The organism is Herbinix hemicellulosilytica, from assembly GCF_002904165.1.
GTDB lineage: Bacteria > Bacillota > Clostridia > Lachnospirales > Lachnospiraceae > Mobilitalea > Mobilitalea hemicellulosilytica.
On record NZ_CVTD020000006.1, the window covers coordinates 19,943 to 43,455 of the forward strand.

The 23,513-nt window shown below is 38.0% G+C and carries 20 protein-coding genes and 1 other RNA gene; 18 read left to right on the forward strand and 3 right to left on the reverse strand.

From position 1 onward, the window contains the following. Positions 1 to 56: 56 nt before the first annotated feature. The gene (locus HHT355_RS00655; protein ID WP_103201534.1) at positions 57 to 1,481 is read right to left on the reverse strand and encodes an undecaprenyl-phosphate glucose phosphotransferase; all 1,425 of its coding nucleotides are present in this window, start codon (positions 1,479 to 1,481) and stop codon (positions 57 to 59) included. A 176-nt stretch (positions 1,482 to 1,657) separates the two neighbouring features. Here HHT355_RS00655 and HHT355_RS00660 point away from each other — a divergent pair, with 176 nt between their 5' ends. The 18 genes from HHT355_RS00660 (at position 1,658) to HHT355_RS00745 (ending at position 21,936) form a co-directional block, all read left to right on the forward strand. Further along, on the forward strand, positions 1,658 to 3,049 hold the full coding sequence (locus tag HHT355_RS00660) for a S1C family serine protease (RefSeq protein WP_103201535.1): 1,392 nt from the start codon (positions 1,658 to 1,660) through the stop codon (positions 3,047 to 3,049). Between the two features lie 207 nt (positions 3,050 to 3,256). Further along, positions 3,257 to 4,684, forward strand: coding sequence for an ATP-dependent Clp protease ATP-binding subunit ClpX (gene clpX, locus HHT355_RS00665; RefSeq protein ID WP_103201536.1), 1,428 nt, complete (start codon positions 3,257 to 3,259; stop codon positions 4,682 to 4,684). Positions 4,685 to 4,945: 261 nt separating this feature from the next. Beyond that, complete coding sequence (locus HHT355_RS00670) at positions 4,946 to 5,614, forward strand: beta/alpha barrel domain-containing protein (RefSeq protein WP_103201537.1); 669 nt, start codon at positions 4,946 to 4,948, stop codon at positions 5,612 to 5,614. Positions 5,615 to 5,661: 47 nt separating this feature from the next. Further along, positions 5,662 to 5,913 (forward strand): hypothetical protein, encoded by a 252-nt coding sequence (locus HHT355_RS00675; protein ID WP_103201538.1) that lies wholly within the window; start codon positions 5,662 to 5,664, stop codon positions 5,911 to 5,913. Between the two features lie 201 nt (positions 5,914 to 6,114). Then, entirely contained in the window at positions 6,115 to 7,371 is a 1,257-nt protein-coding gene (locus HHT355_RS00680; protein ID WP_103201539.1) for an ABC transporter substrate-binding protein, read from the forward strand. A 218-nt stretch (positions 7,372 to 7,589) separates the two neighbouring features. Continuing rightward, positions 7,590 to 8,471 carry a branched-chain amino acid ABC transporter permease gene (locus HHT355_RS00685; RefSeq protein WP_103201540.1) on the forward strand — a complete coding sequence of 294 codons (882 nt, stop codon included), beginning with the start codon at positions 7,590 to 7,592 and terminating at the stop codon, positions 8,469 to 8,471. A 9-nt stretch (positions 8,472 to 8,480) separates the two neighbouring features. Beyond that, a complete protein-coding gene (locus tag HHT355_RS00690) occupies positions 8,481 to 9,557 on the forward strand; it encodes a branched-chain amino acid ABC transporter permease (RefSeq protein ID WP_199179135.1) in 1,077 nt (358 codons plus the stop codon). Position 9,558: 1 nt separating this feature from the next. After that, on the forward strand, positions 9,559 to 10,317 hold the full coding sequence (locus HHT355_RS00695) for an ABC transporter ATP-binding protein (RefSeq protein WP_103201542.1): 759 nt from the start codon (positions 9,559 to 9,561) through the stop codon (positions 10,315 to 10,317). Positions 10,318 to 10,532: 215 nt separating this feature from the next. Beyond that, entirely contained in the window at positions 10,533 to 11,237 is a 705-nt protein-coding gene (locus tag HHT355_RS00700) for an ABC transporter ATP-binding protein (RefSeq protein WP_103201543.1), read from the forward strand. A 99-nt stretch (positions 11,238 to 11,336) separates the two neighbouring features. Beyond that, on the forward strand, positions 11,337 to 11,957 hold the full coding sequence (locus tag HHT355_RS00705; RefSeq protein ID WP_103201544.1) for a cytidylate kinase-like family protein: 621 nt from the start codon (positions 11,337 to 11,339) through the stop codon (positions 11,955 to 11,957). A 46-nt stretch (positions 11,958 to 12,003) separates the two neighbouring features. Continuing rightward, positions 12,004 to 13,200 carry a pyridoxal phosphate-dependent aminotransferase gene (locus HHT355_RS00710; RefSeq protein ID WP_103201545.1) on the forward strand — a complete coding sequence of 399 codons (1,197 nt, stop codon included), beginning with the start codon at positions 12,004 to 12,006 and terminating at the stop codon, positions 13,198 to 13,200. An 11-nt stretch (positions 13,201 to 13,211) separates the two neighbouring features. Further along, positions 13,212 to 14,285, forward strand: coding sequence for a pyridoxal phosphate-dependent aminotransferase (locus tag HHT355_RS00715; protein ID WP_103201557.1), 1,074 nt, complete (start codon positions 13,212 to 13,214; stop codon positions 14,283 to 14,285). Positions 14,286 to 14,368: 83 nt separating this feature from the next. Beyond that, positions 14,369 to 15,028, forward strand: coding sequence for an epoxyqueuosine reductase QueH (locus HHT355_RS00720; protein ID WP_103201546.1), 660 nt, complete (start codon positions 14,369 to 14,371; stop codon positions 15,026 to 15,028). A 275-nt stretch (positions 15,029 to 15,303) separates the two neighbouring features. Then, positions 15,304 to 16,326, forward strand: coding sequence for a deoxyguanosinetriphosphate triphosphohydrolase (locus tag HHT355_RS00725; protein ID WP_103201547.1), 1,023 nt, complete (start codon positions 15,304 to 15,306; stop codon positions 16,324 to 16,326). Positions 16,327 to 16,351: 25 nt separating this feature from the next. Further along, positions 16,352 to 18,130 (forward strand): DNA primase, encoded by a 1,779-nt coding sequence (dnaG, locus tag HHT355_RS00730; protein ID WP_103201548.1) that lies wholly within the window; start codon positions 16,352 to 16,354, stop codon positions 18,128 to 18,130. A 139-nt stretch (positions 18,131 to 18,269) separates the two neighbouring features. After that, positions 18,270 to 19,367 carry an RNA polymerase sigma factor RpoD gene (rpoD, locus tag HHT355_RS00735; RefSeq protein WP_103201549.1) on the forward strand — a complete coding sequence of 366 codons (1,098 nt, stop codon included), beginning with the start codon at positions 18,270 to 18,272 and terminating at the stop codon, positions 19,365 to 19,367. 179 nt (positions 19,368 to 19,546) lie between these two features. Next, complete coding sequence (locus HHT355_RS00740; protein ID WP_158245846.1) at positions 19,547 to 20,272, forward strand: tRNA (adenine(22)-N(1))-methyltransferase; 726 nt, start codon at positions 19,547 to 19,549, stop codon at positions 20,270 to 20,272. Continuing rightward, positions 20,269 to 21,936 carry a nucleoside kinase gene (locus tag HHT355_RS00745; RefSeq protein WP_103201551.1) on the forward strand — a complete coding sequence of 556 codons (1,668 nt, stop codon included), beginning with the start codon at positions 20,269 to 20,271 and terminating at the stop codon, positions 21,934 to 21,936. The genes HHT355_RS00740 and HHT355_RS00745 overlap by 4 nt, the downstream gene beginning before the upstream one ends. A gap of 129 nt (positions 21,937 to 22,065) precedes the next feature. Here the strand turns inward: HHT355_RS00745 and rnpB are convergent. Together rnpB and HHT355_RS00755 are read right to left on the reverse strand one after the other, a co-directional pair. Next, an RNA gene (rnpB, locus tag HHT355_RS00750) (RNase P RNA component class A) lies at positions 22,066 to 22,431 on the reverse strand. A gap of 68 nt (positions 22,432 to 22,499) precedes the next feature. Continuing rightward, entirely contained in the window at positions 22,500 to 23,288 is a 789-nt protein-coding gene (locus HHT355_RS00755) for a hypothetical protein (RefSeq protein ID WP_103201552.1), read from the reverse strand. Positions 23,289 to 23,513 lie beyond the last annotated feature (225 nt).

A 23,513-nucleotide genomic window follows, 5' to 3' on the forward strand; every position in this document is an offset into this window, starting at 1 on the left:
ACTTGCAATCAATAAGCTAATGCTTATATACTTATATACTTAAATTAATATCATTATTAATAAGCATTTTTATTTATAAATCCTTTAAAGATAGTTAGAAACATGATTTTAAAATCAAAACCCAGAGACCAGTTTTCTATATAATACAAATCATGTTCTATCCTCTTGGTTATTGACGTATCCCCTCTGTAACCGTTTATCTGAGCCCAGCCGGTAAGTCCGGGCGGAACCTGATGCTTTATCATATATCTGGGTATAACTTCTTTGAATTTTTCCACGAACTGAGGGCGTTCAGGCCTTGGGCCGACTATGCTCATTTCGCCTTTTAATATATTAAAAAGCTGTGGAAGTTCATCGAGGCTTGTCCGCCTTAAAAATTTACCGATACCGGTTACTCTCGGGTCATTGGGTTTGGTCCAGCCTTTTGCCTCTTCTTCTTCTGTCTGTATTCTCATGGTCCTGAATTTATACATTTTGAAAGTCTTATTATGTTTACCTACTCTCACCTGAGAGAAGATAACAGGGCCTTTTGAAGTCAGCTTAATTAAAAGGGCTATAATCAGCATTGGGATTGCGCATATTATTATGCCTATTAATGATCCGACTATGTCAACAATTCTTTTGGTTATCCAGTTGAAAGTATTGCTTAAAGGTACATTTCTGATATTAATAACAGGAAGTCCATACAAATCCTCCGTATACGGCTTAGTTGGGAAAAAGCTATAGTAGTCAGGTATAAATTTGGTATGAACCCCGGATTTTTCACAGGTGGCAACTACTTTCTCCAGATGTTCATATTCCTTAAGATTTAATGTAATAGCTATTTCGTCAAGATTCATTTTGGTTAGATATTCGTCAAGCTGATTAAGTTTCCCTATGACCGGCACTTTTTTATACCTGGTGCCTATTTCCATGGTATCATCCAAAATACCGTGTATATAATATCCCCATTGGGGGTTGGCAAATATGCGGTCAATATAGGCTTCGGCAGCACGGCTGTAGCCTACCAAAATAACATGCTTAAGATTGTAACCTTTCCTTCGCACAACTTTTAAACCGTAGGCGATGGACATCCTGACCGCCGTACACAGGAGTATATTAATTACAGTAAATATACCGAGAAAGTATCTGGAGATATTGAATTCTTTCCTTAAATATAAATAAAAGAGGTAAAATGCCATTCCAAAAAAGTTTGAGTAAGTTATATGAAAGAATTCTGTCCATTTTTTCTTTACCCGTTTAGGAGTATATAGTTTAGCCTGATTATATATTATAAGATATAGCGGCAGAATAATGTAAAGACATTTGCGAATATATACATATAAAGGATAATAGGTACCCTTTTCTACTTTAAACAGGCTTAGCTTAGTAAGGACACTGTAAAACCTGAAATAATATGAAATCAAAAACGAGACTACAATTATAGTGGCATCTATTAATATATGGAGCCTATTTAGCGTTTTTTGATTGTCCTTAATCACAACTTAACCCTCCCTAGGTTAAAATGTTTGTTTTTGGTTATATATGAGCCTATTTATTATAATACATTAATAAGTCTATTTGAACAATATGATTTTTACAGAAACAGTATTTCTTCACATTCTTTACACAAAATGATGTTATATTAACTAAAAAGGAACAGGAAAGGAGCAGATGTATGGATTTCTATAACCAAAACGGTGATTACGATAACCCAAATAAAATAGATAATGAAGAAAATAATAATAGTCAGGATAATAAACCTGAATACAGTTTTTGGGCTGAGAATATGTCATCTTCGACAGGTACCGGGTATAATTATTACCATCATATACCCCGATATGAAGAAAAACCGCAAAAGAAAAAAGGTGCAAAAAAAGTTTTTGGCTTTTTGGCAAAAGCGCTATTGTTCGGAATACTGGCCGGGGCTACATTTATAGGAGTCCAGTTCCTTTACTATAAACTTAACCCCAATGCTTTTCAAAATCATGAAAGTTATATTATCGGATCGGCCGACGGCAATGTACGCACAAAACTTAAAGTAGCAAGTACGGACCTTGGGAAGGTAAATTCGGTTCCGGAATCGTCAGTTATGAAAGTGGCCGAAGAAACATTGCCGTCAATAGTATCTATTACCAGTGTATCTACTAGCACCAACTGGTTTGGTATTGAGATTCCGAGCGGGGGAAGCGGTTCGGGTATAATTGTCGGTAAAGATGAGAAAGAACTTCTTATAGCTACAAACAATCATGTTGTAGACGGAACAGACAAGATAACGGTAACATTCATAGACGATACAGAGGCCAATGCGGTAATAAAAGGAACAGATGCTACCGCAGACCTGGCAGTTCTGACAGTTGATTTATCTGAACTGGAAAAAAGTACTCTTGATGCAATTAAGGTTGCCAAGCTGGGTAATTCTGATGATGTTAAAGTCGGTGAAATGGCAATAGCAATAGGCAATGCTATGGGATACGGACAATCTATTACGGTCGGATATATCAGCGCAAAGGACAGGAAAGTAGAGATTTCAGACAATTACAGTTATAAAACTATGGTACTGCTTCAGACAGACGCGGCCATAAACCCCGGCAACAGCGGAGGAGCTTTGCTGAATGTAAATGGTGAAGTAATAGGCATAAATACGGTTAAGTTTGCCGATTACAAGGTTGAAGGTATGGGGTATGCAATTCCTATATCAAAAGCTATTCCTATTATAAATGAGCTTATGAGCCGGGAGATTCTGGCTCCGGAAGAACAAGGTTTTCTTGGAGTTACTACTACGGACGTAACGGAAGACGTTTCAGAAAGATTCAGGATACCTGTAGGGGTATATATAACAAGTGTAGTAAAAGGAAGCCCTGCTGAAAAAGCTGGATTGAAAGAAGGAGACGTCATAAAATATATAAATGACATAGAGATTACGTCAGCCGTTCAGCTGAAAGAACTGGTTTCAAGTATCCGAGCAGGCACTGAGGTTGAAATTAAATACATGCGTCATATAGACGGAGGGTATAAGGAACAGACCGTTAAGACAATCCTTGGGTCAAGAAGCGAAATAAATAACTGACATTAGAATTATTAAATTTCGTATTTGGGTTTCCATAGGACTGACTTGTTTAGCAGGCAGTAAGATATGGAAACCCTTATGTTATATAAAATCAAAGAAATATTATTGTATGAAAAAAATATATACGTTATACTATATAAAAATAATTATGTATATCTTGATTATTTTAAATAAATGACATTTATACAGAAAGGGTCGAAAGATAAGATGAGCAGCAATAAGGACAATTTTAATGATAAAATCAATAATATAGAAAATAATAACGATAAAAAAGATAATAACAATAATGATGAGGAAGTATGCTATATATGCAAAAGGCCTGCAAGTGTTGCAGGTAAGATTCTGCATATTCCGAACTATATACATATATGTGCGGACTGTATGCAGAAAACCTTTGATTTAATCAATAACAACGATAATCCATATTTTAACATGATAGGTTTTCCTCCTGTTATGCTCGGGGTATCGGACATAAGCAATATCGGTAAGGCAAGCAACCCGAAAGAAAAAACCGATGAAGACTTAAAGGAAGAAACCGCTGCTTTTGACAGAAGCAAGATTCCTGCCCCGCATATAATCAAGGCAAAGCTGGACGAATATATTGTCGGACAGGAACATGCCAAAAAAGTCATATCGGTTGCGGTATACAACCATTACAAAAGAATAAGCAAAGGGGCACCTAAAGACGTTGAAATAGAAAAATCCAATATGCTTATGATAGGTCCGACCGGATGCGGAAAAACTTATTTGGTTAAAACCCTGGCAAAACTACTGGATGTTCCTTTAGCCATAGCCGATGCCACATCCTTAACTGAAGCCGGATATATAGGTGATGACGTAGAAAGTGTCATCTCAAAATTGCTGGCGGCTGCGGGCAATGACGTAAAAAAGGCCGAGAGGGGAATAGTATTTATAGACGAGATCGACAAAATCGCAAAAAAACGCAATACAAACGGACGGGACGTAAGCGGCGAATCCGTTCAGCAGGGGCTTCTTAAACTGCTTGAAGGAAGCAATGTTGAAGTACCGGTTGGAGCATCATCAAAAAATGCAATGGTACCTCTTAAGACAGTTAATACCGAGAATATTTTGTTTATTTGTGGAGGAGCATTTCCGGATCTGGAAAAAATAATTAAGGCAAGACTTAATAAACAAAGTTCAATCGGTTTTACGGCCGATCTTAAGGATAAATACGATGATGATGCAAATATCTTGCAGAAAGTAACTTTGGATGACCTAAGAGAATACGGAATGATACCGGAATTCCTGGGCAGACTCCCGATTTTATGTACTTTTGAAGGCATTACCAGAGAAATGATGATAAAGGTATTAAAAGAGCCAAGAAATGCTATTATCAAGCAATATCAAAGCCTGCTTGCTATGGATGAGGTGGAATTAAGTTTTGAGCCGGAGGCATTGGAAGCTATATCGGAAAAAGCTTTGGAGAAGAAAACAGGGGCCAGAGCCTTGAGGGCTATTTTGGAAGAGATAATGCTTGATATCATGTACGAAATCCCGAAGGATGACAATATTGGACGGGTAATAATAACAAAAGATTTTATTGAAGGCAAAGGTGTTCCGGTTATAGAGATGAGAAGGGTTTCAGATCAGAAGCGTATAGCATCATGTAACTGATATTTTGTCAATATAGGGCGAAAATATTTGAATCTTCATGCTTGTCATGGAAATTTACTTTATAATATAATTTAGCTGTAAGAGGATGTATTTTATTTCTGCTTTCTAAGCAATTAAAAATTTGGTATAAATGGCACAATACTGATGCATAACTTTTATTAAAATGCTTGCAGGCAGGAAGAGCTTGCAAGCTTTTAGAGATTAACGGGAAATTTGAATTGAAACCAATAAAAATTTTTTTAAAAGAATTGGAGGAATGCTATGGATAACAGACAGGCCCCTGAAATCGACGGTGTATTAAGAAAACATATGATCAGAGTACCGAAAGAAATAGATGCAGCCATCGGAATAAGAATTTTCGGTAAACTAATCCGATCCATTGTTTTTTCCACAGATGTAGCTATCATACGTAACTGCAATGCCAATGCAGTCATTGCCGTATATCCGTTTACACCACAGCCGATTATTTCACATTCAATAATAACTTGTTCCGATGTTCCTGTATTTTGTGGTGTTGGAGGCGGGACAACCACAGGACACCGAGTGGTTAACCTGGCTGAGCACGCTGAATTTCAGGGGGCTGCAGGGGTAGTATTAAATGCACCGACTCCGAATGAAACCATAAAAATGCTTAAAGAACGCATAGACATTCCTATAATTATTACTGTGGTGTCAGACAGGACCGATATTCAAAGCCGCTTAGACAGCGGGGTATCCATATTAAATGTATCGGCAGCTTCAAAGACACCTGAGATAGTAAGAAAAATAAGAAGAGATTTCCCTAATGTGCCTATTATAGCAACAGGCGGCCCTACGCCTGAAACTATTATGGAAACCATAGAAGCAGGTGCCAATGCAATCACTTATACTCCCCCGACTAATGCCGAAATTTTTAAAGCCCTAATGAATAAATACAGGGCAGAATTTTAATATAATTAACCAAACATAAAAAAAGGCCGATAACGGGGAGGTTTAGTATGTTTAAATGGGATAGATTATTGAGAATGAAAAAAGAAAAGAGCATTTACTTAAAAAATCTTGATGAAGATTTGCATGACTTTGATTGGCAGAAGGAATTGGCAGATAAGGCTGATCAGAAAGATAAGAACGGTGAAGAGAATGAAATAGTTGAGATAGAAATTCTTCCAGCGAAAATCATATGTCCGGATTGCGGAGGCATTACTTTGGAGGGCTTGGATTTTTGCGACAAGTGCGGAGGCGAACTCTAAATTTATATTATTCTAAATATTTGTTGACAAATCAAATATTCAAGGTTATTATAGAGTCTATAAAATAAGACGTTCGAAATGTAAGACAGAAAAATCTGTCAAATCATAGGGAACGTCTTATTTATACAATTAACAGGTCAACGAATTAATACGTTAAAGCGGCATATTGTTCTAGACCTAAAACAAGTGGGAGGGATTTATATGAAAAAGAGAATGTTAAGTCTTTTGTTGGTATTAAGCATTGTGATTGTTGGTTTGGCAGCTTGCGGCAAAAAAGACGATACATCAGGATCTAATGATAGCGGCAAGCAGCAAAGTGAGCAGACTCAAGATAAGGGAGAAGCCCAGGATAAGGAAGAAACTCAGGATGATGCTCAAAATGATTCGGATGTAAAGAAATTCTACATAGGAGGAATTGGGCCTATAACAGGTCCTGCAGCGGTTTACGGACAACATGTTAAAAACGCTGCGGAAATTGCAGTTAAGGAGATAAATGAGGCAGGCGGAATTAACGGGGCACTTATTGAGTTCAGGTTTGAAGATGATGAACATGACCCTGAAAAATCCGTAAATGCTTATAATACTCTGAAAGACTGGGGTATGCAGATTCTTATGGGTACAGTAACCTCCAACCCCAGCAATGCTGTAAAAGAGGAAACTTATAGAGACAATATGTTCATGCTTACTCCTTCGGCTTCAGCTCCCGAAGTAGTTCAGTATGACAACGCATTCCAGGTTTGCTTTACAGATCCTAACCAGGGTATCGCATCTGCTCAGTATATTGCAGAACATAATTTGGCTTCCAAGGTAGCCGTAATTTATAACAGTTCCGACGTTTATTCCACAGGTATTTATGAAAAATTTGCAGCGGAAGCTAAAAATCATTCATTTGAAATTGTTGCAGCCGAAGCGTTTACGGATGACAGCAATTCCGATTTTAATGTACAGTTAAATAAGGCAAAGGCTGCCGGTGCGGAACTGGTATTCCTTCCTATTTATTATGAAGAAGCTACTTTGATTTTAACTCAGGCAAATGCCATGGATTATAAACCGATTTTCTTCGGATGCGATGGCCTTGACGGAATTCTCGGTGTTGAAAACTTTGACGCATCCCTGGCAGAAGACGTTATGCTTCTGACACCTTTTGCGGCCGACGCTCAGGATGAAAAAACACAGAATTTTGTTAAGAAATTTGAAGAATTGCATGGTGTTACTCCTAACCAATTTGCAGCAGATGCTTATGATGCTATCTATATCATCAAAGCTGCTATTGAAGAGAGCGGAGTGACCCCTGATATGAGCGTATCAGAGATTTGCGAAGGCTTAAAAGCGGCTATGACTAAGATTACATTTGACGGACTTACCGGTGCAGGCATGACCTGGACAGCATCCGGTGAAGTTAACAAGCAACCTATGGCAGTAGTAATTAAAGAAGGAAAATATGTTTCAGTTGATTAATGTGTTGCAAAAAATTTAAAATCGAATCTTAAACAAAATATAGGATACGGAAACATACAGACGGATCTAAAAATCCTGCTGTATGTTTCTTGTATTCATAGACCTTTTAGCAATATATGGATTAAATATGATAATATGTTGTAACATATTTTTTGCTGTGTTAAAATAATGTAACTAATATTAAAAATGCATGTTTTGCATGCTTAACGGGGGTAAAGATGAATTTTCTAACACATTTGTTAAACGGAATAAGCCTGGGAAGTGTATATTCTATTATTGCTCTGGGCTATACAATGGTATACGGAATAGCAAAAATGATAAACTTTGCCCATGGCGATGTAATCATGGTAGGCGGCTTTATTATATTTACTCTTATGAGTACTTTAGGACTTAATCCTTTCTTTTCTGTATTAGCTGCTATGATTGTCTGTACTTTACTGGGAATGACGATTGAACGGATTGCGTATAAACCCCTTCGAAAGGCCCCTTCATTGGCAGTTTTGATTACAGCTATAGGTGTAAGTTATCTTCTTCAAAATCTGGCACTTCTTATTTACGGAGCCGAATCAAAATCATTTACGTCGGTTATTCCGGTTAAAGCATTGTCATTATTTGACGGCAGACTTAGCATATCCGGTGAAACTTTGGTTACAATCCCGCTTTGCATCGTAATTATGATTGGACTTAATTTTTTTATAAAGAAATCCAAAACCGGCCGCGGTATGATTGCGGTATCGGAAGATAAAGAAGCAGCGGTTTTAATGGGTGTGAATGTAAATAAAACCATAGCGATTACATTTGCGATCGGATCTGCTATTGCTGCGATTGGAAGTGCTTTGATGTTTTCGGCGTATCACAATCTTTCACCCACCTCGGGGGCCATGCCGGGTATAAAGGCATTTGTTGCCGCAGTCTTTGGAGGAATTGGTTCAATTCCCGGTGCCATGATCGGCGGAATTTTGCTTGGTGTAATTGAGATATTAAGCCGTGCATATATTTCCACACAGCTGGGAGATGCCATAGTATTTCTGATACTTATTGTTGTGCTTCTGGTGAAGCCGACCGGAATTCTTGGCAGAAAGATTCAAGAGAAAGTGTAGGTGGGTGCAATGAAATCAAAAATGCTGAAAATAAACAAATCTGCCCGTTCTTCCATCATAACCGTTGGTATGATTTTGATAGCATATATTATATGTCAGGCTTTGATTGTAACGGGCAATATGTCAAACCTTCTTCAAAATTTGTTAGTTTCTATGTGCTATTATGCTATTATGGCAGTATCCTTAAATTTGACCGTTGGATTCCTCGGACAACTAAGCCTCGGGCATGCAGGTTTTATGTGTCTGGGTGCCTTTGCCGGAGCAATTTTTTCAAAATGCACCGTAAATGCAATTCAAAATACATTTATCCGCTTTACTCTGGCGATTCTTTTAGGGGCAGTGGTAGCGGGACTCTTTGGAATATTTATCGGTACGGTTGTTTTAAGGTTAAGAGGAGACTATCTGGCAATTGTAACTTTGGCATTCGGTGAAATAATAAAGAATGTTCTTAATGTTCTATATATAGGCTATGACAGTAAAGGTATTCATTTATCGATGAAAGATGCCATATCTCTGAATCTGGAAGATGGAGGCATTGTTCTTGTTAAGGGAGCTCAAGGTATCTCCGGTACACCAAGAGATGCAACCTTTACCGTAAGTGTAATTTTACTTTTAATAACATACTTAATTATAGTAAATTTGGTAAATTCCCGTTCAGGACGGGCTATAATGGCCATAAGGGATAACAGCATTGCTGCAGAGTCTGTGGGTATTAATATTACAAAATATAAAATACTTGCCTTTTCTATATCTGCCGCTTTGGCAGGGATCGCAGGAGTTTTGTATTCACACAACATAGCTACTGTTCAATCTTCTAAGTTCGGCTATAATCTGTCTATTATGATACTGGTTTTTGTAGTGCTTGGCGGCATGGGAAACTTGCGCGGTTCGATTATTTCTGCGGTATTGCTGACTTTACTTCCCGAATATTTGCGTTTCTTAAGAGACTATCGTATGCTGATTTATTCCATTGTACTTATTGTTATGATGTTGTATAACTGGGCACCGGCATGTGTGGCATGGCGTAATAAATTATCTTCCAACTTGGCCGCAATGCTAAAGAAATCAAAGAAGGAGGAGCTGTAATATGGAAATGCTGAAAGTTAAAAATTTAAGTATCTCCTTTGGAGGTTTGCATGCGGTCGATTCGTTCAGCATCACTGTTAATAAAGGGGAATTATACGGGCTTATAGGGCCAAACGGTGCCGGCAAAACAACGGTTTTTAACCTTCTTACCGGTGTATATAAACCGGATATGGGCCAGATTATTTTGGACGGCAAGAATATAACGGGGCTCAGTCCTGTTGAAATAAATAAGGCCGGAATTGCAAGAACGTTTCAAAACATAAGATTATTTAAGAACTTGTCAGTACTTGATAATGTAAAAATCGGCCTTCATAATAATTACAATTATTCTACGATTTCAGGAATATTTAGACTGCCTTCATATTTTAGAACCGAAAAGCGCATGAATGAAAAAGCCTATGAGATTCTGGAAGTATTCGGACTTGATAAAGAAGCCGACATTCTTTCGGCAAATCTACCTTACGGAAAACAAAGAAAACTTGAAATAGCAAGAGCTCTGGCAACAAATCCCAAGCTGCTTTTGCTGGATGAGCCTGCAGCCGGTATGAACCCGGCTGAGACTGAGGAGCTTATGGAAACGATTACCATTATAAGGAAGAAGTATGATCTTACAATACTTCTGATTGAGCATGACATGAAACTGGTAGCCGGAATCTGTGAGAAGATATTTGTTCTTAATTTCGGTACGGAACTGGCCAACGGACTTCCCCAGGATGTGTTAAATAATCCTGAAGTAATTAAGGCATATTTGGGTGAATAAAATTCGTAAACTCAACGAAAAACGAAATCGGAATATTTATTGTCTGTATTTAAGGCTATTTTGCAGATGTTAAAATATTTTCATTTATTATAAGCAGAATCGATTTCTTATTAAGAAAATATTCTTCATATTTAAAAAGAAGAAAATTTTTCTTAAAAAGAAAATTCTTCCGGTAGCAAATATAAATCCTTAATAAAATAAAGGAGAATTATCGAATGTTAGAAGTTAAAAATTTGCAGGTTTATTATGGTGTCATTCAGGCAATCAAAGGAGTTTCTTTCAGAGTAGAAGAAGGAGAAATAATTGCTTTAATAGGTGCCAACGGTGCGGGTAAGACCACGATTTTACAGACAATCTCAGGATTAATAGCCGCAAAACAGGGTGAAATTTTATACGGTGGAGTTGACCTTCAAAAGATACATCCCCATAAAATTGTAGCCATGGGTATAGCTCATGTACCGGAAGGCAGGAGGGTTTTTTCACAGCTTACCGTATATGAAAATCTTTTGATGGGAGCTTATACAAGAACCAATAAAGATGAGATTGAAGAAACCTTGGAACAGGTTTTTACAAGATTCCCCAGACTGAAAGAACGAAAAAATCAGATGGCCGGTACCTTAAGCGGCGGAGAACAACAGATGCTGGCTATGGGACGGGCTCTTATGTCAAAACCCAAAATAATATTAATGGATGAGCCTTCTATGGGCTTGTCACCCATTCTTGTAGAAGAGGTATTTGATATAATTAAAAGCATAAACAAGAGCGGCACTACGGTTCTTTTGGTTGAACAGAATGCAAAGAAAGCCTTATCTATTGCTAACCGTGCATATGTACTTGAAACCGGTAATATTGTTTTAGAGGGCGACGCAAAAGAACTGATGAATAACGAATCGGTAAAAAAAGCATATTTGGGTGAATAAATTACCGGCATTTAAAAATATAAATAAATAGATTTCAACATAAAAAGGCATCGCCAACTGTAATTAGGGGCTAAGCCGACTATTGGGAAGGTGAAATGTATGAAAAAGTTTGTTATTACTGTTGCCAGAGGATACGGCAGCGGGGGAAGAACCATCGGCAGGATGCTGGCCGAGGAATTGGGGATTTCATTCTATGACCGTGAATTACTAAGGCTTGCTTCGGATGACAGCGGTATAAACGAGGAGCTGTTTGCAAAAGCTGACGAACAGCTTAAAAAGAGCCTGCTTTTTAAAATAGCAAAGAAAGCTTATAAAGGAGAACTAATTCCTCCCGACAGCGATGATTTTGTTTCCAACGAAAATTTATTTAACTATCAGGCAAAGATAATTAAAGAACTTGCACAACAGGAATCTTGTGTGATAGTCGGAAGGGCAGCAGATTATATTCTGAAAGATTTTAACAATGTGGTTAAGGTGTTTGTCCATGCACCCCTTGATGACTGCATAAAGACTCTTAAAGAAATGACCGGAAAATCTGAAAAAGAGCTGGAAAAGCAGATTATTTCTATAGATAAACGCAGGGCCGAGTATTATAAATATTTTACCGGAAGAAACTGGAATGATGCCAGAAATTACGATTTGTGCCTAAACAGCAGCCAGTTGGGCTTCAGAAAATGTGTGGATATAGTAAAGGCTTATCTGGATATTCGCTTCCGGTAAATTTGGATTTGGCCGGATATAACTATTTATAGAAAGAAGGAATACTATGATTTCGGAAAAGATGATCGGCTTTGTCAAAAACAGTTCTATAATTCGGGCTATGTTTGAAGAGGGAAAACGGCTTGACGAAATTTACGGCGCCGAAAATGTATATGATTTCAGCCTGGGAAATCCGAGTGTCGAGCCGCCGTTAAATATAAAGGAGGCATTGATAAGCGTACTGAACGAAGAAGAGCCAAATCTTGTTCACGGCTATATGAACAATTCCGGTTATATTGATGTACGGGAAAAGATAGCATTATCGCTCAATAAAAAATTTAATACAAATCTTAGCCATGAAAATATTGTAATGACTGTCGGAGCTGCAGGAGGTCTAAATGTAATTTTAAAATCCCTGCTAAATCCCGGGGACGAAGTTGTTACGTTTGCCCCTTTTTTCGGTGAATACCGCAATTATGTAAGCAACTATGACGGCATATTGGTAGTAGTACCTCCAAACTGCGAAACATTTCAACCTAATCTCAATGAATTTGAAAAAAGGATAACAGGTAAAACAAAGGCAGTTATTGTAAATTCGCCCAATAATCCCACCGGAGTTGTATATTCGGAAGACACGATCCGAAAACTTGCTGAAATCCTTAATAAAAAGCAGCAGGAATATAATACATCAATTTATCTTATATCCGACGAACCGTACAGGGAACTGGTTTATGACAATACGGAAGTTCCTTATCTTACAAAATATTATAAAAATACTATTGTTGTGTATTCATACAGTAAATCGCTGTCGCTTCCGGGTGAAAGAATAGGATATCTGGTTATACCTTCCGAAACAGACGACTATGAAGACTTGGTTGCTGCTGCCAATGTGGCTACGCGCATTTTAGGATTTGTCAATGCCCCGTCACTTATCCAAAGAGCCGTTGCAAGATGCCTTGATGTCCAGGTAGATGTGGAAGTATATAACCGGAACAGGGAACTGCTTTATAACAGTCTTATGTCGTATGGCTACGAATGTGTAAAGCCGCAGGGAGCTTTTTATCTCTTTGTAAAAGCCCTGGAAGAGGACGACAAAAAATTTGCTCAGGCGGCAAAGAAATATAACATATTAATTGTTCCTGGTTCATCTTTTGATTGTCCGGGGTATGTAAGGATTGCATATTGCGTGGATTATGATATGATCAAACGTTCCTTGCCGGGCTTTAAAAATCTGGCCAGGGATTATGGGAGGTTAAAAGATTGAGCGAAGAGAATGTGAGAGCTTGGGAGAAGTATATCCGGCGGGTAAAACCTTATGTCCCGGGAGAACAGACTAAGGATAAATCGGTTATTAAGCTTAACACCAACGAGAATCCTTTTCCTCCGGCTCCGGGAGTATTGGAAGCACTAAAAAACATGGATGCGGACAACCTTCGTATGTATCCGGATCCTTCAATCGGGCTTCTTGTCGAAGAACTGGCCAAGTTCTATGGAGTGGATAAAGAGGAAGTATTTGTGGGGGTAGGTTCGGACGATGTTTTGGCCATGGCCTTTATGACCTTTTTTAATTCAGAAAAACCGATTCTTTTTCCGGATATTACTTATACTTTCTACCCGGTCTGGTGTGATTTGTACCGGATACCTTATGAAACACAGGCAGTTGATTCACATTTTCGCATAGTAAAAGAGGATTATTATAAGGATAACGGAGGCGTAGTTATAGCCAATCCCAATGCCCCTACATCCATATATGAAGATATTTCAACCATTGAAGATATAGTCATACATAATCCCGATTCAGTAGTGATTGTCGATGAAGCTTATATAGACTTTGCTAAAGAATCGGCCATACCTTTGACGAAAAAATATGATAATCTCCTTGTTGTACAGACATTCTCAAAGTCCAGGGCAATGGCCGGAATGAGAATAGGCTTTGCAATCGGAAGTAAAAGACTTATTAAGGCTTTAAATGACGTAAAATATTCCTTTAATTCATATACTTTAAGCCAGGCTGCCATTCTGGCGGGAGTGGAAGCGGTTAAAGACGGTGATTATTTCAGGGATTCAATTGAAAAAGTTATAAAAATACGGGAGGATGCTGCCGAAAAATTTAAAGAACTAGGATTTAGCTTCCCTAAATCAAGTACCAACTTTTTGTTTGTAACCCATGAATTTATTCCGGCAAAAGAGCTGTTTAATGCTTTAAGAGAAAATAAGATTCTTGTCCGCTATTTTGATCTTCCGAGAATCAATAACTATTTAAGAATTTCAATCGGAACTAAAGAACAGATGGATATACTGTTTGGCTTTTTACGAAAATATATAAATAAGAAGAAAAATATTAAATGATTTTTTGAAATATTAATATTGATAACAGAATTTCAGTTAACCGTATACTTAATCCGATAATCGTTAAATTATAGGAGCAGATTATGAATTACCAGCTGGAACTTGATAAAATAATAAACAACCTAAAAAATGAAGAGCCATACAATCCTCCGAAACTTCTGATACACAGTTGTTGTGCACCCTGCAGCAGTTATGTACTGGAATATTTGTCTGAATATTTTGCTATAACCGTTTTTTATTATAATCCCAATATATACCCGGAGGACGAATATGTAAGAAGGGTAAAAGAACAGGAAAAGCTGATTTCATCTATGCCTCTGAAATATCCTGTATTATTTATGGAAGGAAAATATGAGCCTGAAAAATACTATAATTATGTAAGGGGGCATGAAAATGACCCCGAAGGCGGTGAAAGATGTTTCATATGTTACCGATTAAGGCTTGAGGAGGCTGCCAAAATTGCCAAGGAAGGCGGTTTTGATTATTTTACAACTACTCTTACCATAAGCCCGCTTAAAAATGCAGCCAAGCTCAATGAAATCGGACAGGAAGTTGCAGCTAAGTATGGTGTTTCCTTTTTGCCTTCCGATTTCAAAAAGAGAGGCGGTTATCAGCGGTCTATAACTTTATCAAAGGAATACGGCTTGTACCGTCAGGATTATTGCGGATGTGTTTATTCAAAAAGGCAAAGGGAAGCTGAAGCTTTAAAAAAGAAAGAAGAAGCGGCAGAGAAATCCGAATAAACTTAAGAATGTAATGTTTTGGTAATAATTATACATGATAAGTGCACACATAGTGTTTTAAAAGCATTATGTGTTTTTTTATGTTTATTTGTTCGTCAAAACGGATGTTTAGATATACGTTCTAATAATGGAATTTATGAATTTTATATAAATTTATAAATTAAAAAAGGAAATAGTAAGTCTTTGTAGAATATTAGTATTACAGGTGACTTTCCGGGTGATATCCAAAAGCACAAGAAGGGTTGGTATGTTTTTTTGATAGTAAGGAGGCTGTTATGGATAACAACTTAACTATCAGACAGAAGCTCGAACTTAGGGAACATGAAATTTTAAGCCCATATGCGGCATTTTCAGACCAGTCTCAAGGGAGGGATTACGAGGAAGAACAATGCGATATCCGGCCTGTTTATCAAAGAGACAGAGACAGGATACTGCATTCCAAGGCTTTCAGAAGACTTAAGCACAAGACACAGGTTTTTCTTGCACCTGAAGGAGATCATTACAGGACCAGATTAACTCATACCCTGGAGGTTTCCCAGATATCAAGGACCATTGCCAAAGCCCTAAGGTTGAACGAGGACTTGACCGAAGCTATTGCTTTAGGACATGATTTGGGACATACCCCCTTTGGCCATGCAGGGGAGAGGGCGCTAAACAGGGTTTGCCCGGGAGGCTTTAAACATTATCTCCAAAGTATCCGTGTTGTAGAATTACTTGAAAATCACGGAAAAGGCCTTAATCTTACCAAGGAGGTAAGAGATGGCATAAGAAATCACCAAATGTCTACTATGCCTTCCACATTGGAAGGGAAGGTAGTAAGGTTAAGCGATAAAATTGCTTATGTACATCATGATACGGATGATGCCATAAGAGGAGGTATTATAAAAGAAGAGGATATTCCTAAGGAGTATAAAGAAATTCTGGGTGATACCCTGGTTAAAAGGTTAAATACAATTATAAATGACATTATAACCAACAGTGACGGCAAGAATGACATTATAATGTCTCCGGAAGTAGAAAAAGCTTTATTCGGGTTAAGAGAATTTTTATTTTCAAATGTATATCTGAATAAAAAGGCCAAAAGCCAGGAAGAACAGGCAGAACGGCTTGTCGAAACTTTATTCCTGTACTATATGGATAATCCGGAGTTATTGCCGCAAGAATATTTCTCGCGGATAGAAAAGTATAATGAGCCTACTTATCAGGTGGTATGTGATTATGTTGCAGGCATGACGGATCGTTATGCGGTCGCTAAATTTAAGCAACTCATGATCCCATCAGCTTGGAGTGTGTATTGATGCTAAACAGATGGGAGGATTTTAAATGTATTATCCCGATGAAATAGTGGAAGAAGTCCGATTGAGAAATGATATTGTAGACGTAATAGGTTCGTACATAAAGCTGAAAAAAACAGGTAGCAATTATATGGGACTCTGCCCTTTCCACAATGAAAAAACGCCTTCATTCAGTGTCAGCCAGTCAAAGCAGATGTATTATTGCTTCGGATGCGGTGTAGGGGGAAATGTTTTTACTTTCATTATGGAATATGAGAACTTTACTTTTGTGGAGGCATTAAAATACCTGGCAGAAAGGGCAGGAATTAAGCTGCCTGAACAGGAATTTTCCGAGAGGGAAAAACGTCAGGCGGATTTAAAAAACCGCCTGATGGAAATTAACAAAGAAGCTGCCAGATACTATTACTTTCAGTTGAGATCTGAAAGGGGACAAGCTGCCAGACAGTATTTGGCCGAAAGAGGATTAAGCGAGGATACAATTAAAGCCTTTGGACTGGGATATGCCAACCGTTTCAGTGATGACCTTTATATGTATTTAAAGAAACTTGGATATGAAGATGAACTGCTTAAGCAGTCCGGCCTTATATCATTTGATGAGGTACGGGGCGGGCATGATAAGTTTTGGGACAGGATTATGTTTCCCATAATGGACGTAGGTAACAGAGTAGTCGGATTCGGCGGACGGGTTATGGGTAACGGCAACCCCAAATACCTAAATTCTCCGGAAACAGTTATTTTTGACAAGAGCAGGATTTTATACGGCCTAAACATAGCCCGCAGGTCCCGGGAATCGTATTTTCTTATATGTGAAGGATATATGGATGTTATCGCTTTACATCAGGCTGGTTTTACCAATGCGGTCGGGACCCTGGGGACTGCATTTACTGAACATCACGCCGGCTTAATCAAGAGATATACTCAGGAAGTCATACTTACCTTTGACAGTGATAAAGCCGGGATACAAGCGGCCCTCCGCGCAATCCAGATATTGAGGGATTACGGGTTAAGCGTCAAGGTATTGGACATGCATCCCTATAAAGATCCCGATGAATTTATAAAGGCCCTGGGAGCGGAGGAGTACAAAAAGAGAATAGATAACGCAAAAAACAGCTTTTTCTTCGAAATTGATGTGCTTAAAGGCGGATATGATATGGATGATCCCGAAGAAAAGCTAAAATTCTTTAACGAAGTAGCAAAAAAGCTCTTGTCCATTGCCGATGACCTGGAAAGAAATTTCTATCTTGATGCCGTGGCTAAAACATATAAAATAGATGCTGTCCTTTTACATAGGTTGGTCGCAAGATTAGGAACCAGGGCTGAAAATATTCCGGTAGAAAGAAAACCGGTTGAGGCCAGGGCAAAGGAAAAAAACAGCGGTACGGACGGCATAGAAAAAATACAAAAACTTCTTATCACATGGATTTCCGAAGATCCGGAAATTTATTATAAAATAAAAAGTATTATAAAGCCCGAGGATTTTTCTGACGGAATTTATGCTCAGGTTGTAAAACTGGTTTTTGATGAGTATGAAAAAGGCAATAAAGTTGAACCGGCAAAAATAATCGGCTATTTTGAAGATGCAAGGATGCAGTCGGAAGCTGCAGCTCTTTTTAACGCCCAACTGCTTGGTGAGATAAAAGAAGCTGAAAGACAAAAAGCCCTGTTTGACACAATATACAGATTGAAGGAAGACAGTTTGGACAAGCAAAGCCTTAAAGCTATTGAAAAAAATGATACTGCACTTTTGCAGGATATAATAAGGCAAAAAGCGGATCTTAAGAAAAGTATTGCAACAGCTTTGAAGTAGGTATGCAAGCCTATAATACGGTTATATTTGGACAGCCTTAACTGTTTATATGGCGTGAATTTATGGCTGTTAGCATAAATTGCATATTTAATTGAATGCTGGTTAGAATATAAACATGTTAGAAAAGGAAGGATAATCTATGGATGAAAATATCGTTAAATTTACAGAAAGATTAAAGGAACTGCTGGCATATGCAGAAAAGAAGAAGAATGTTCTTGAATATCAGGAAGTAAATGATTTTTTTGCAGATATGGAATTAGACCCGCAGAAAATTGAAAAAATTTATGACTACCTGGAAAAGCATAATGTGGACGTTCTTCGGTTTTCTGATGCCGATGATGATGATATTATTCCGGATGATGGGGATATCGATGCGGAAGCATTGGATCTATCTATTCCGGAAGGTATTAACATAGAAGATCCGGTCCGTATGTATCTGAAAGAAATAGGTAAGGTTCCTTTGCTTACAGCAGAAGAGGAAAATGAACTGGCCAGAAGGATGGAAGAAGGAGATGAATCGGCCAAAAAAAGGCTTGCCGAAGCAAATCTCAGGCTGGTGGTCAGCATAGCAAAAAGATATGTCGGCCGAGGAATGTTGTTTCTGGACCTTATTCAGGAAGGAAATTTGGGACTTATCAAAGCAGTGGAGAAATTCGACTATCGCAAGGGCTTTAAATTCAGTACCTACGCCACCTGGTGGATCAGGCAGGCTATCACAAGGGCTATTGCCGATCAGGCCAGAACCATCCGTATACCGGTTTATATGGTAGAAACAATAAATAAACTGACCAGGGTTCAAAGACAGCTGTTGCAGGAACTCGGACGGGAACCGACCCCCGAAGAGATATCCGAAGTGATGAATATTTCAGTTGACAGGGTAAGAGAAATACAGAAGATTTCTCAAGAGCCGGTCTCTCTTGAAACACCTATCGGTGAAGAAGAAGACAGCCACCTTGGAGACTTTATTCAGGATGATAATGTACCGGTACCTGCTGATGCGGCGGCTTTCACTTTGCTGAAGGAACAATTGGTTGAAGTTCTCGGAACGTTAACCGAAAGAGAACAAAAGGTGCTTAGGTTAAGATTCGGTTTGGATGACGGAAGAGCCAGGACTTTAGAAGAAGTCGGTAAGGAATTTAATGTTACAAGAGAAAGAATCCGTCAGATTGAAGCAAAGGCTTTAAGGAAACTCAGGCATCCCAGCAGGAGCCGGAAACTTAAAGATTATCTGGAGTAAAATAGGATTTTGAAGGGAGACTTTAAAACCTAAGAATTTAGGTTTTTAGTCTCCTTTTATATCTGAGAATTAATCATTTACTTACATATTTTAATGATGTTTAAGGCAAATTAAGAACTATGGTATAATGCGTCATTATATGGTAATATATTATAAATATGTTAATGGGGATGGAAAATATGCAGCTTTCAAAAAGACTACAGGCAGTAGCATCGATGGTAACGTCCGGCAATCGGGTTGCCGATATCGGGTGCGATCATGCATATACGTCAATATACTTGGTAAAAAACATGATTTCTCCTTATGTGATAGCTATGGATGTAAATCAGGGGCCTATCGACAAAGCAAGGGAGAATATAGAAAAGTATGGGGTAGCGGATAAGATTGCGATAAGGAAATCGGACGGATTGGAAAAATTACAGGCAGGAGAGGTTGACACAATACTTATTGCCGGTATGGGCGGAAGACTAATGATTAGAATTTTAACAGGCAACATGAGAGCTCTTTCCTCTGTGAGCGAACTGGTCCTGCAGCCTCAGTCTGAAATTCATCTTGTAAGAAAAGCTTTGAAGGATTTGGGATTTTTAATTATAAAAGAGAGTATGCTCAAAGAAGACGGGAAGTTTTATGTTATTTTAAAGGCAAGAACGGCTTCTTCTAACCTTAATGACAGAGATTATCAGCTTACAAAGCCGGAACATTTTTATTACGGAAGACTGCTTCTTGAGGAAAAAAATCCGGTATTATTCGAATATTTGCAGTCAGAAAAGCAGATGTATAAGAAAATTTATAATGAATTAATCGCATTGCCTACTAAGCAATCTATAGAAAGGCAAAATGAACTTGTTGAACTGATATCTGTTATCGACAATGCAGTAAACTACTATAAGGAGGGAAGACAGTGAGCAGTAAAACGGTAAAAGTAAAAGTAAATGATAATGTTAAAGAGTTCCCCGAAAATACCCTGTTGCTTAATATAGCGGCAGAATATCAAAGTGAATATGGAAACGATATAATTCTTGCTTTTGTCAATAATAAGCTGATGGAGTTATTTAAACCGATTGTTGAAGATTGCACGATTCGCTTTGTTACCACTGCCGAGGATGCAGGGCACAAGACATATATCAGAGGCATGATTTTAGTGCTGCTTAAGGCTTTTTACGCCGAATTTGGCGGTGAAAATATAGAAAAAGTTTCTGTGGAGTATTCTCTGGGAAATAGTTTATATTTTGATTATGAAGGGAAAGTACCGTTAACAGAAGAACGGATTAAAGCAGTTAAAGAACGGATGCATGAAATTGTAAGAAAAGACCTGCCGTTTATCAAAAGAAGTATTGATACCGACGATGCTATAGAATTGTTTTCCAAGTACGGAATGCATGACAAGGAGAAACTGTTCAGATACCGTCGCACATCAAAGACAAATATATATAATCTTGACGGATTTGAAGACTACTTTTACGGGTATATGCCTCCCAGTACAGGTATGCTTAAATATTTTGACCTACAATTGTATGAAGAAGGCTTTGTACTTATACTTCCCAGCATGAAAAAGCCTACCATTGTAGAACCTTTTGTGCCAAGGAAAAAATTATATATTACACTGAGGGAATCAAATGAATGGGCAAAAATGATGGAAGTTGACAATGTGGGGGCCCTTAATGATTTAATAGCCCAGGGCAAGTTCAATGAACTGGTTTTGGTCCAGGAAGCCCTTCAGGAAAAGAAAATAAGTGAAATAGCCGATGCAATTAAAAAAGAAAAAGACAAAAGATTTATAATGATTGCGGGTCCTTCTTCGTCAGGTAAAACCACCTTTTCACACAGGCTTACTATACAGCTTAGAGCCCATGGATTAAAACCGTATCCGATAGCAGTAGATAATTATTTTGTTGAGAGGGAAAAGACACCCAGGGATGAAAACGGTAATTTTAATTTTGAAAGCTTACATGCTATAGATCTGGAACAGTTTAATAAGGATATGGCAGATTTGATGAACGGAAAGACTGTTGAATTGCCGGTATTTAATTTTATAACCGGCAGGAGGGAATATAAAGGCAACTATGTGAACATAGGCAAGGACGGAATATTGGTTATAGAAGGAATCCACGGTTTAAATGACGAATTGTCTTATTCACTGCCAAGGGAAAGAAAGTTTAAAATATATATCAGTGCTCTGACACAGCTTAACATTGATGAGCATAACAGAATACCCACCACCGACGGAAGACTGCTTCGCAGAATGGTAAGGGACGCAAGAACGAGAGGGGCATCAGCACAAACTACCATATCCATGTGGCCGTCAGTAAGAAGAGGAGAAGAAGAATATATATTCCCTTTCCAGGAAGAGGCTGACATAATGTTTAACTCTGCCCTCATCTATGAGCTTGCGGTATTAAAAGTTTATGCCGAGCCCTTATTGTTTGGCGTGGATAGAAACAGCGAAGAGTATGTAGAAGCAAAGAGATTGCTGAAATTTCTTGACTATTTTATCGGGGCACCGGCTGATGCGGTACCTAACAATTCTATCCTAAAAGAATTTGTAGGAGGAAGCTGTTTCAAGGTATAACAGTTATAAGTAAAATTCTTTATCAATAAAATTAATTTATATTTTTATCTAAATTATTTAGTATCATTAAATAAAAAAAACCTTAAAAATATAAAAAATGCCTTAAAGCAAAAAGCTTTAAAGCACAATAATATGAGTAGCACTGTAAGCCGGGTTCTGTCGCGGATGGTCATCTGTCTGGACTGTATGTCGCCATACAGCTCCGGCAACCGCTTTCGCCTGTTGCCGCGCGGCCAACCCGAAAGCACGGCGGGCCACCGTATCGCTTTCTGTTAGGCCTTGCTTCGGGTGGGGTTTACATCTGCCCCTTCCGTTACCGGAAGGGCGGTGGTCTCTTAAACCACCTTTCCATCCTTACCGATGCAAAATGCCTCGGCGGTTTATTTCTGTTGCACTAGCCTTGGAGTCGCCTCCACCGGACGTTATCCGGCACCCTGCCCTATGAAGCCCGGACTTTCCTCACCTTATAAAAGGCGCGACCATCTGTGCTACTCATTGTAAATATTCTAGCACGTAAATAATTAAAAGTAAATAAAAAACCGTTTCCAGCTCTTATCTAGGTATTAAATCTGTAATTCCAAAATTTTTCTTGATATTCTTATGCGCTGGTATGTGGCAGCGTAAGTTATCTCGTCCATGCCCTCAATATAATTTTGAGGGTAATTCTTGTTTAATCCCTTGTTTTTTAATATATTTACCGCTTTATTATAGGCAATAGCCGCTTCTTCTTCTGTAGAATATCTTCCTATTATATAATATCCGTTTATATTAATTTTAGCCTGGTAAAGAGGCTTATTTTTATTGAAACACTTTGATACACCGTGATATCGGTTGATAATTTCAATATTTGAATAGCGAAAGTCGGTATTGTCACCGTTTATAAACAGAAAATCTTTTCCCGAAACAGCATAGTTTTTGATACCATAGCGGTTAAGCAGTCCTGTCTGCATCCCGTATTCGGAGACAAACAATCGGCCTCCCCGTTTTAAAATCTTATGTCTCGCATAGTAGAATAAATCATCGACATCAAATTTTAACACCAAATCATGATCAATATAATAAAGAAAATAATGTTTTTTTAAATATATGGGATTTTTAAAGTAAATTCCGTTATCCCTTAAATTTATCAATACAACCCATTTTTCAAAGGAAAGATGGCAGTTTTTTGGGTAATCTTCTATATGCCATTTGCTTGAATCGGATAAAACTTCCCGGGCCAACAGATATGCTTCATGGGCATCGTTTTCAGAAGGAAAACTCCCCAGACTTATGTGTTTTCCCATATGGGTAATGGAAGCCCTGTAGTACAATTCATGGTTTTTCTTTCTGGTACAGTAGACTCCGGGTAACATCCAAACCTCCGTGACTGAAAATGGTAGTTCTAATATAAATATAACAGATTGAATTAATTATCGCAATTGGTACATTTTCTATTTGTGTAGAATGTAAAAAATATACTTAATTTTTGTACTATTTCGGTAGAATATGAATAATTTTCCACGTATTTACATAAAATATTTAATATATTTTTAATAATTTGTTAAAAATTACTTGTTAAAAGTTAATAAATAATAAAT

What these genes read in the sequence shown, in the direction of transcription:
- HHT355_RS00660 (WP_103201535.1), top strand. Translation starts at nt 1,658, where the DNA reads ATGGATTTCTATAACCAAAACGGTGATTACGATAACCCAAATAAAATA.
- clpX (WP_103201536.1), top strand. Translation starts at nt 3,257, where the DNA reads ATGAGCAGCAATAAGGACAATTTTAATGATAAAATCAATAATATAGAA.
- HHT355_RS00670 (WP_103201537.1), top strand. Translation starts at nt 4,946, where the DNA reads ATGGATAACAGACAGGCCCCTGAAATCGACGGTGTATTAAGAAAACAT.
- HHT355_RS00675 (WP_103201538.1), top strand. Translation starts at nt 5,662, where the DNA reads ATGTTTAAATGGGATAGATTATTGAGAATGAAAAAAGAAAAGAGCATT.
- HHT355_RS00680 (WP_103201539.1), top strand. Translation starts at nt 6,115, where the DNA reads ATGAAAAAGAGAATGTTAAGTCTTTTGTTGGTATTAAGCATTGTGATT.
- HHT355_RS00685 (WP_103201540.1), top strand. Translation starts at nt 7,590, where the DNA reads ATGAATTTTCTAACACATTTGTTAAACGGAATAAGCCTGGGAAGTGTA.
- HHT355_RS00690 (WP_199179135.1), top strand. Translation starts at nt 8,481, where the DNA reads ATGAAATCAAAAATGCTGAAAATAAACAAATCTGCCCGTTCTTCCATC.
- HHT355_RS00695 (WP_103201542.1), top strand. Translation starts at nt 9,559, where the DNA reads ATGGAAATGCTGAAAGTTAAAAATTTAAGTATCTCCTTTGGAGGTTTG.
- HHT355_RS00700 (WP_103201543.1), top strand. Translation starts at nt 10,533, where the DNA reads ATGTTAGAAGTTAAAAATTTGCAGGTTTATTATGGTGTCATTCAGGCA.
- HHT355_RS00705 (WP_103201544.1), top strand. Translation starts at nt 11,337, where the DNA reads ATGAAAAAGTTTGTTATTACTGTTGCCAGAGGATACGGCAGCGGGGGA.
- HHT355_RS00710 (WP_103201545.1), top strand. Translation starts at nt 12,004, where the DNA reads ATGATTTCGGAAAAGATGATCGGCTTTGTCAAAAACAGTTCTATAATT.
- HHT355_RS00720 (WP_103201546.1), top strand. Translation starts at nt 14,369, where the DNA reads ATGAATTACCAGCTGGAACTTGATAAAATAATAAACAACCTAAAAAAT.
- HHT355_RS00725 (WP_103201547.1), top strand. Translation starts at nt 15,304, where the DNA reads ATGGATAACAACTTAACTATCAGACAGAAGCTCGAACTTAGGGAACAT.
- dnaG (WP_103201548.1), top strand. Translation starts at nt 16,352, where the DNA reads ATGTATTATCCCGATGAAATAGTGGAAGAAGTCCGATTGAGAAATGAT.
- rpoD (WP_103201549.1), top strand. Translation starts at nt 18,270, where the DNA reads ATGGATGAAAATATCGTTAAATTTACAGAAAGATTAAAGGAACTGCTG.
- HHT355_RS00740 (WP_158245846.1), top strand. Translation starts at nt 19,547, where the DNA reads ATGCAGCTTTCAAAAAGACTACAGGCAGTAGCATCGATGGTAACGTCC.
- HHT355_RS00755 (WP_103201552.1), bottom strand. Translation starts at nt 23,288, where the DNA reads ATGTTACCCGGAGTCTACTGTACCAGAAAGAAAAACCATGAATTGTAC.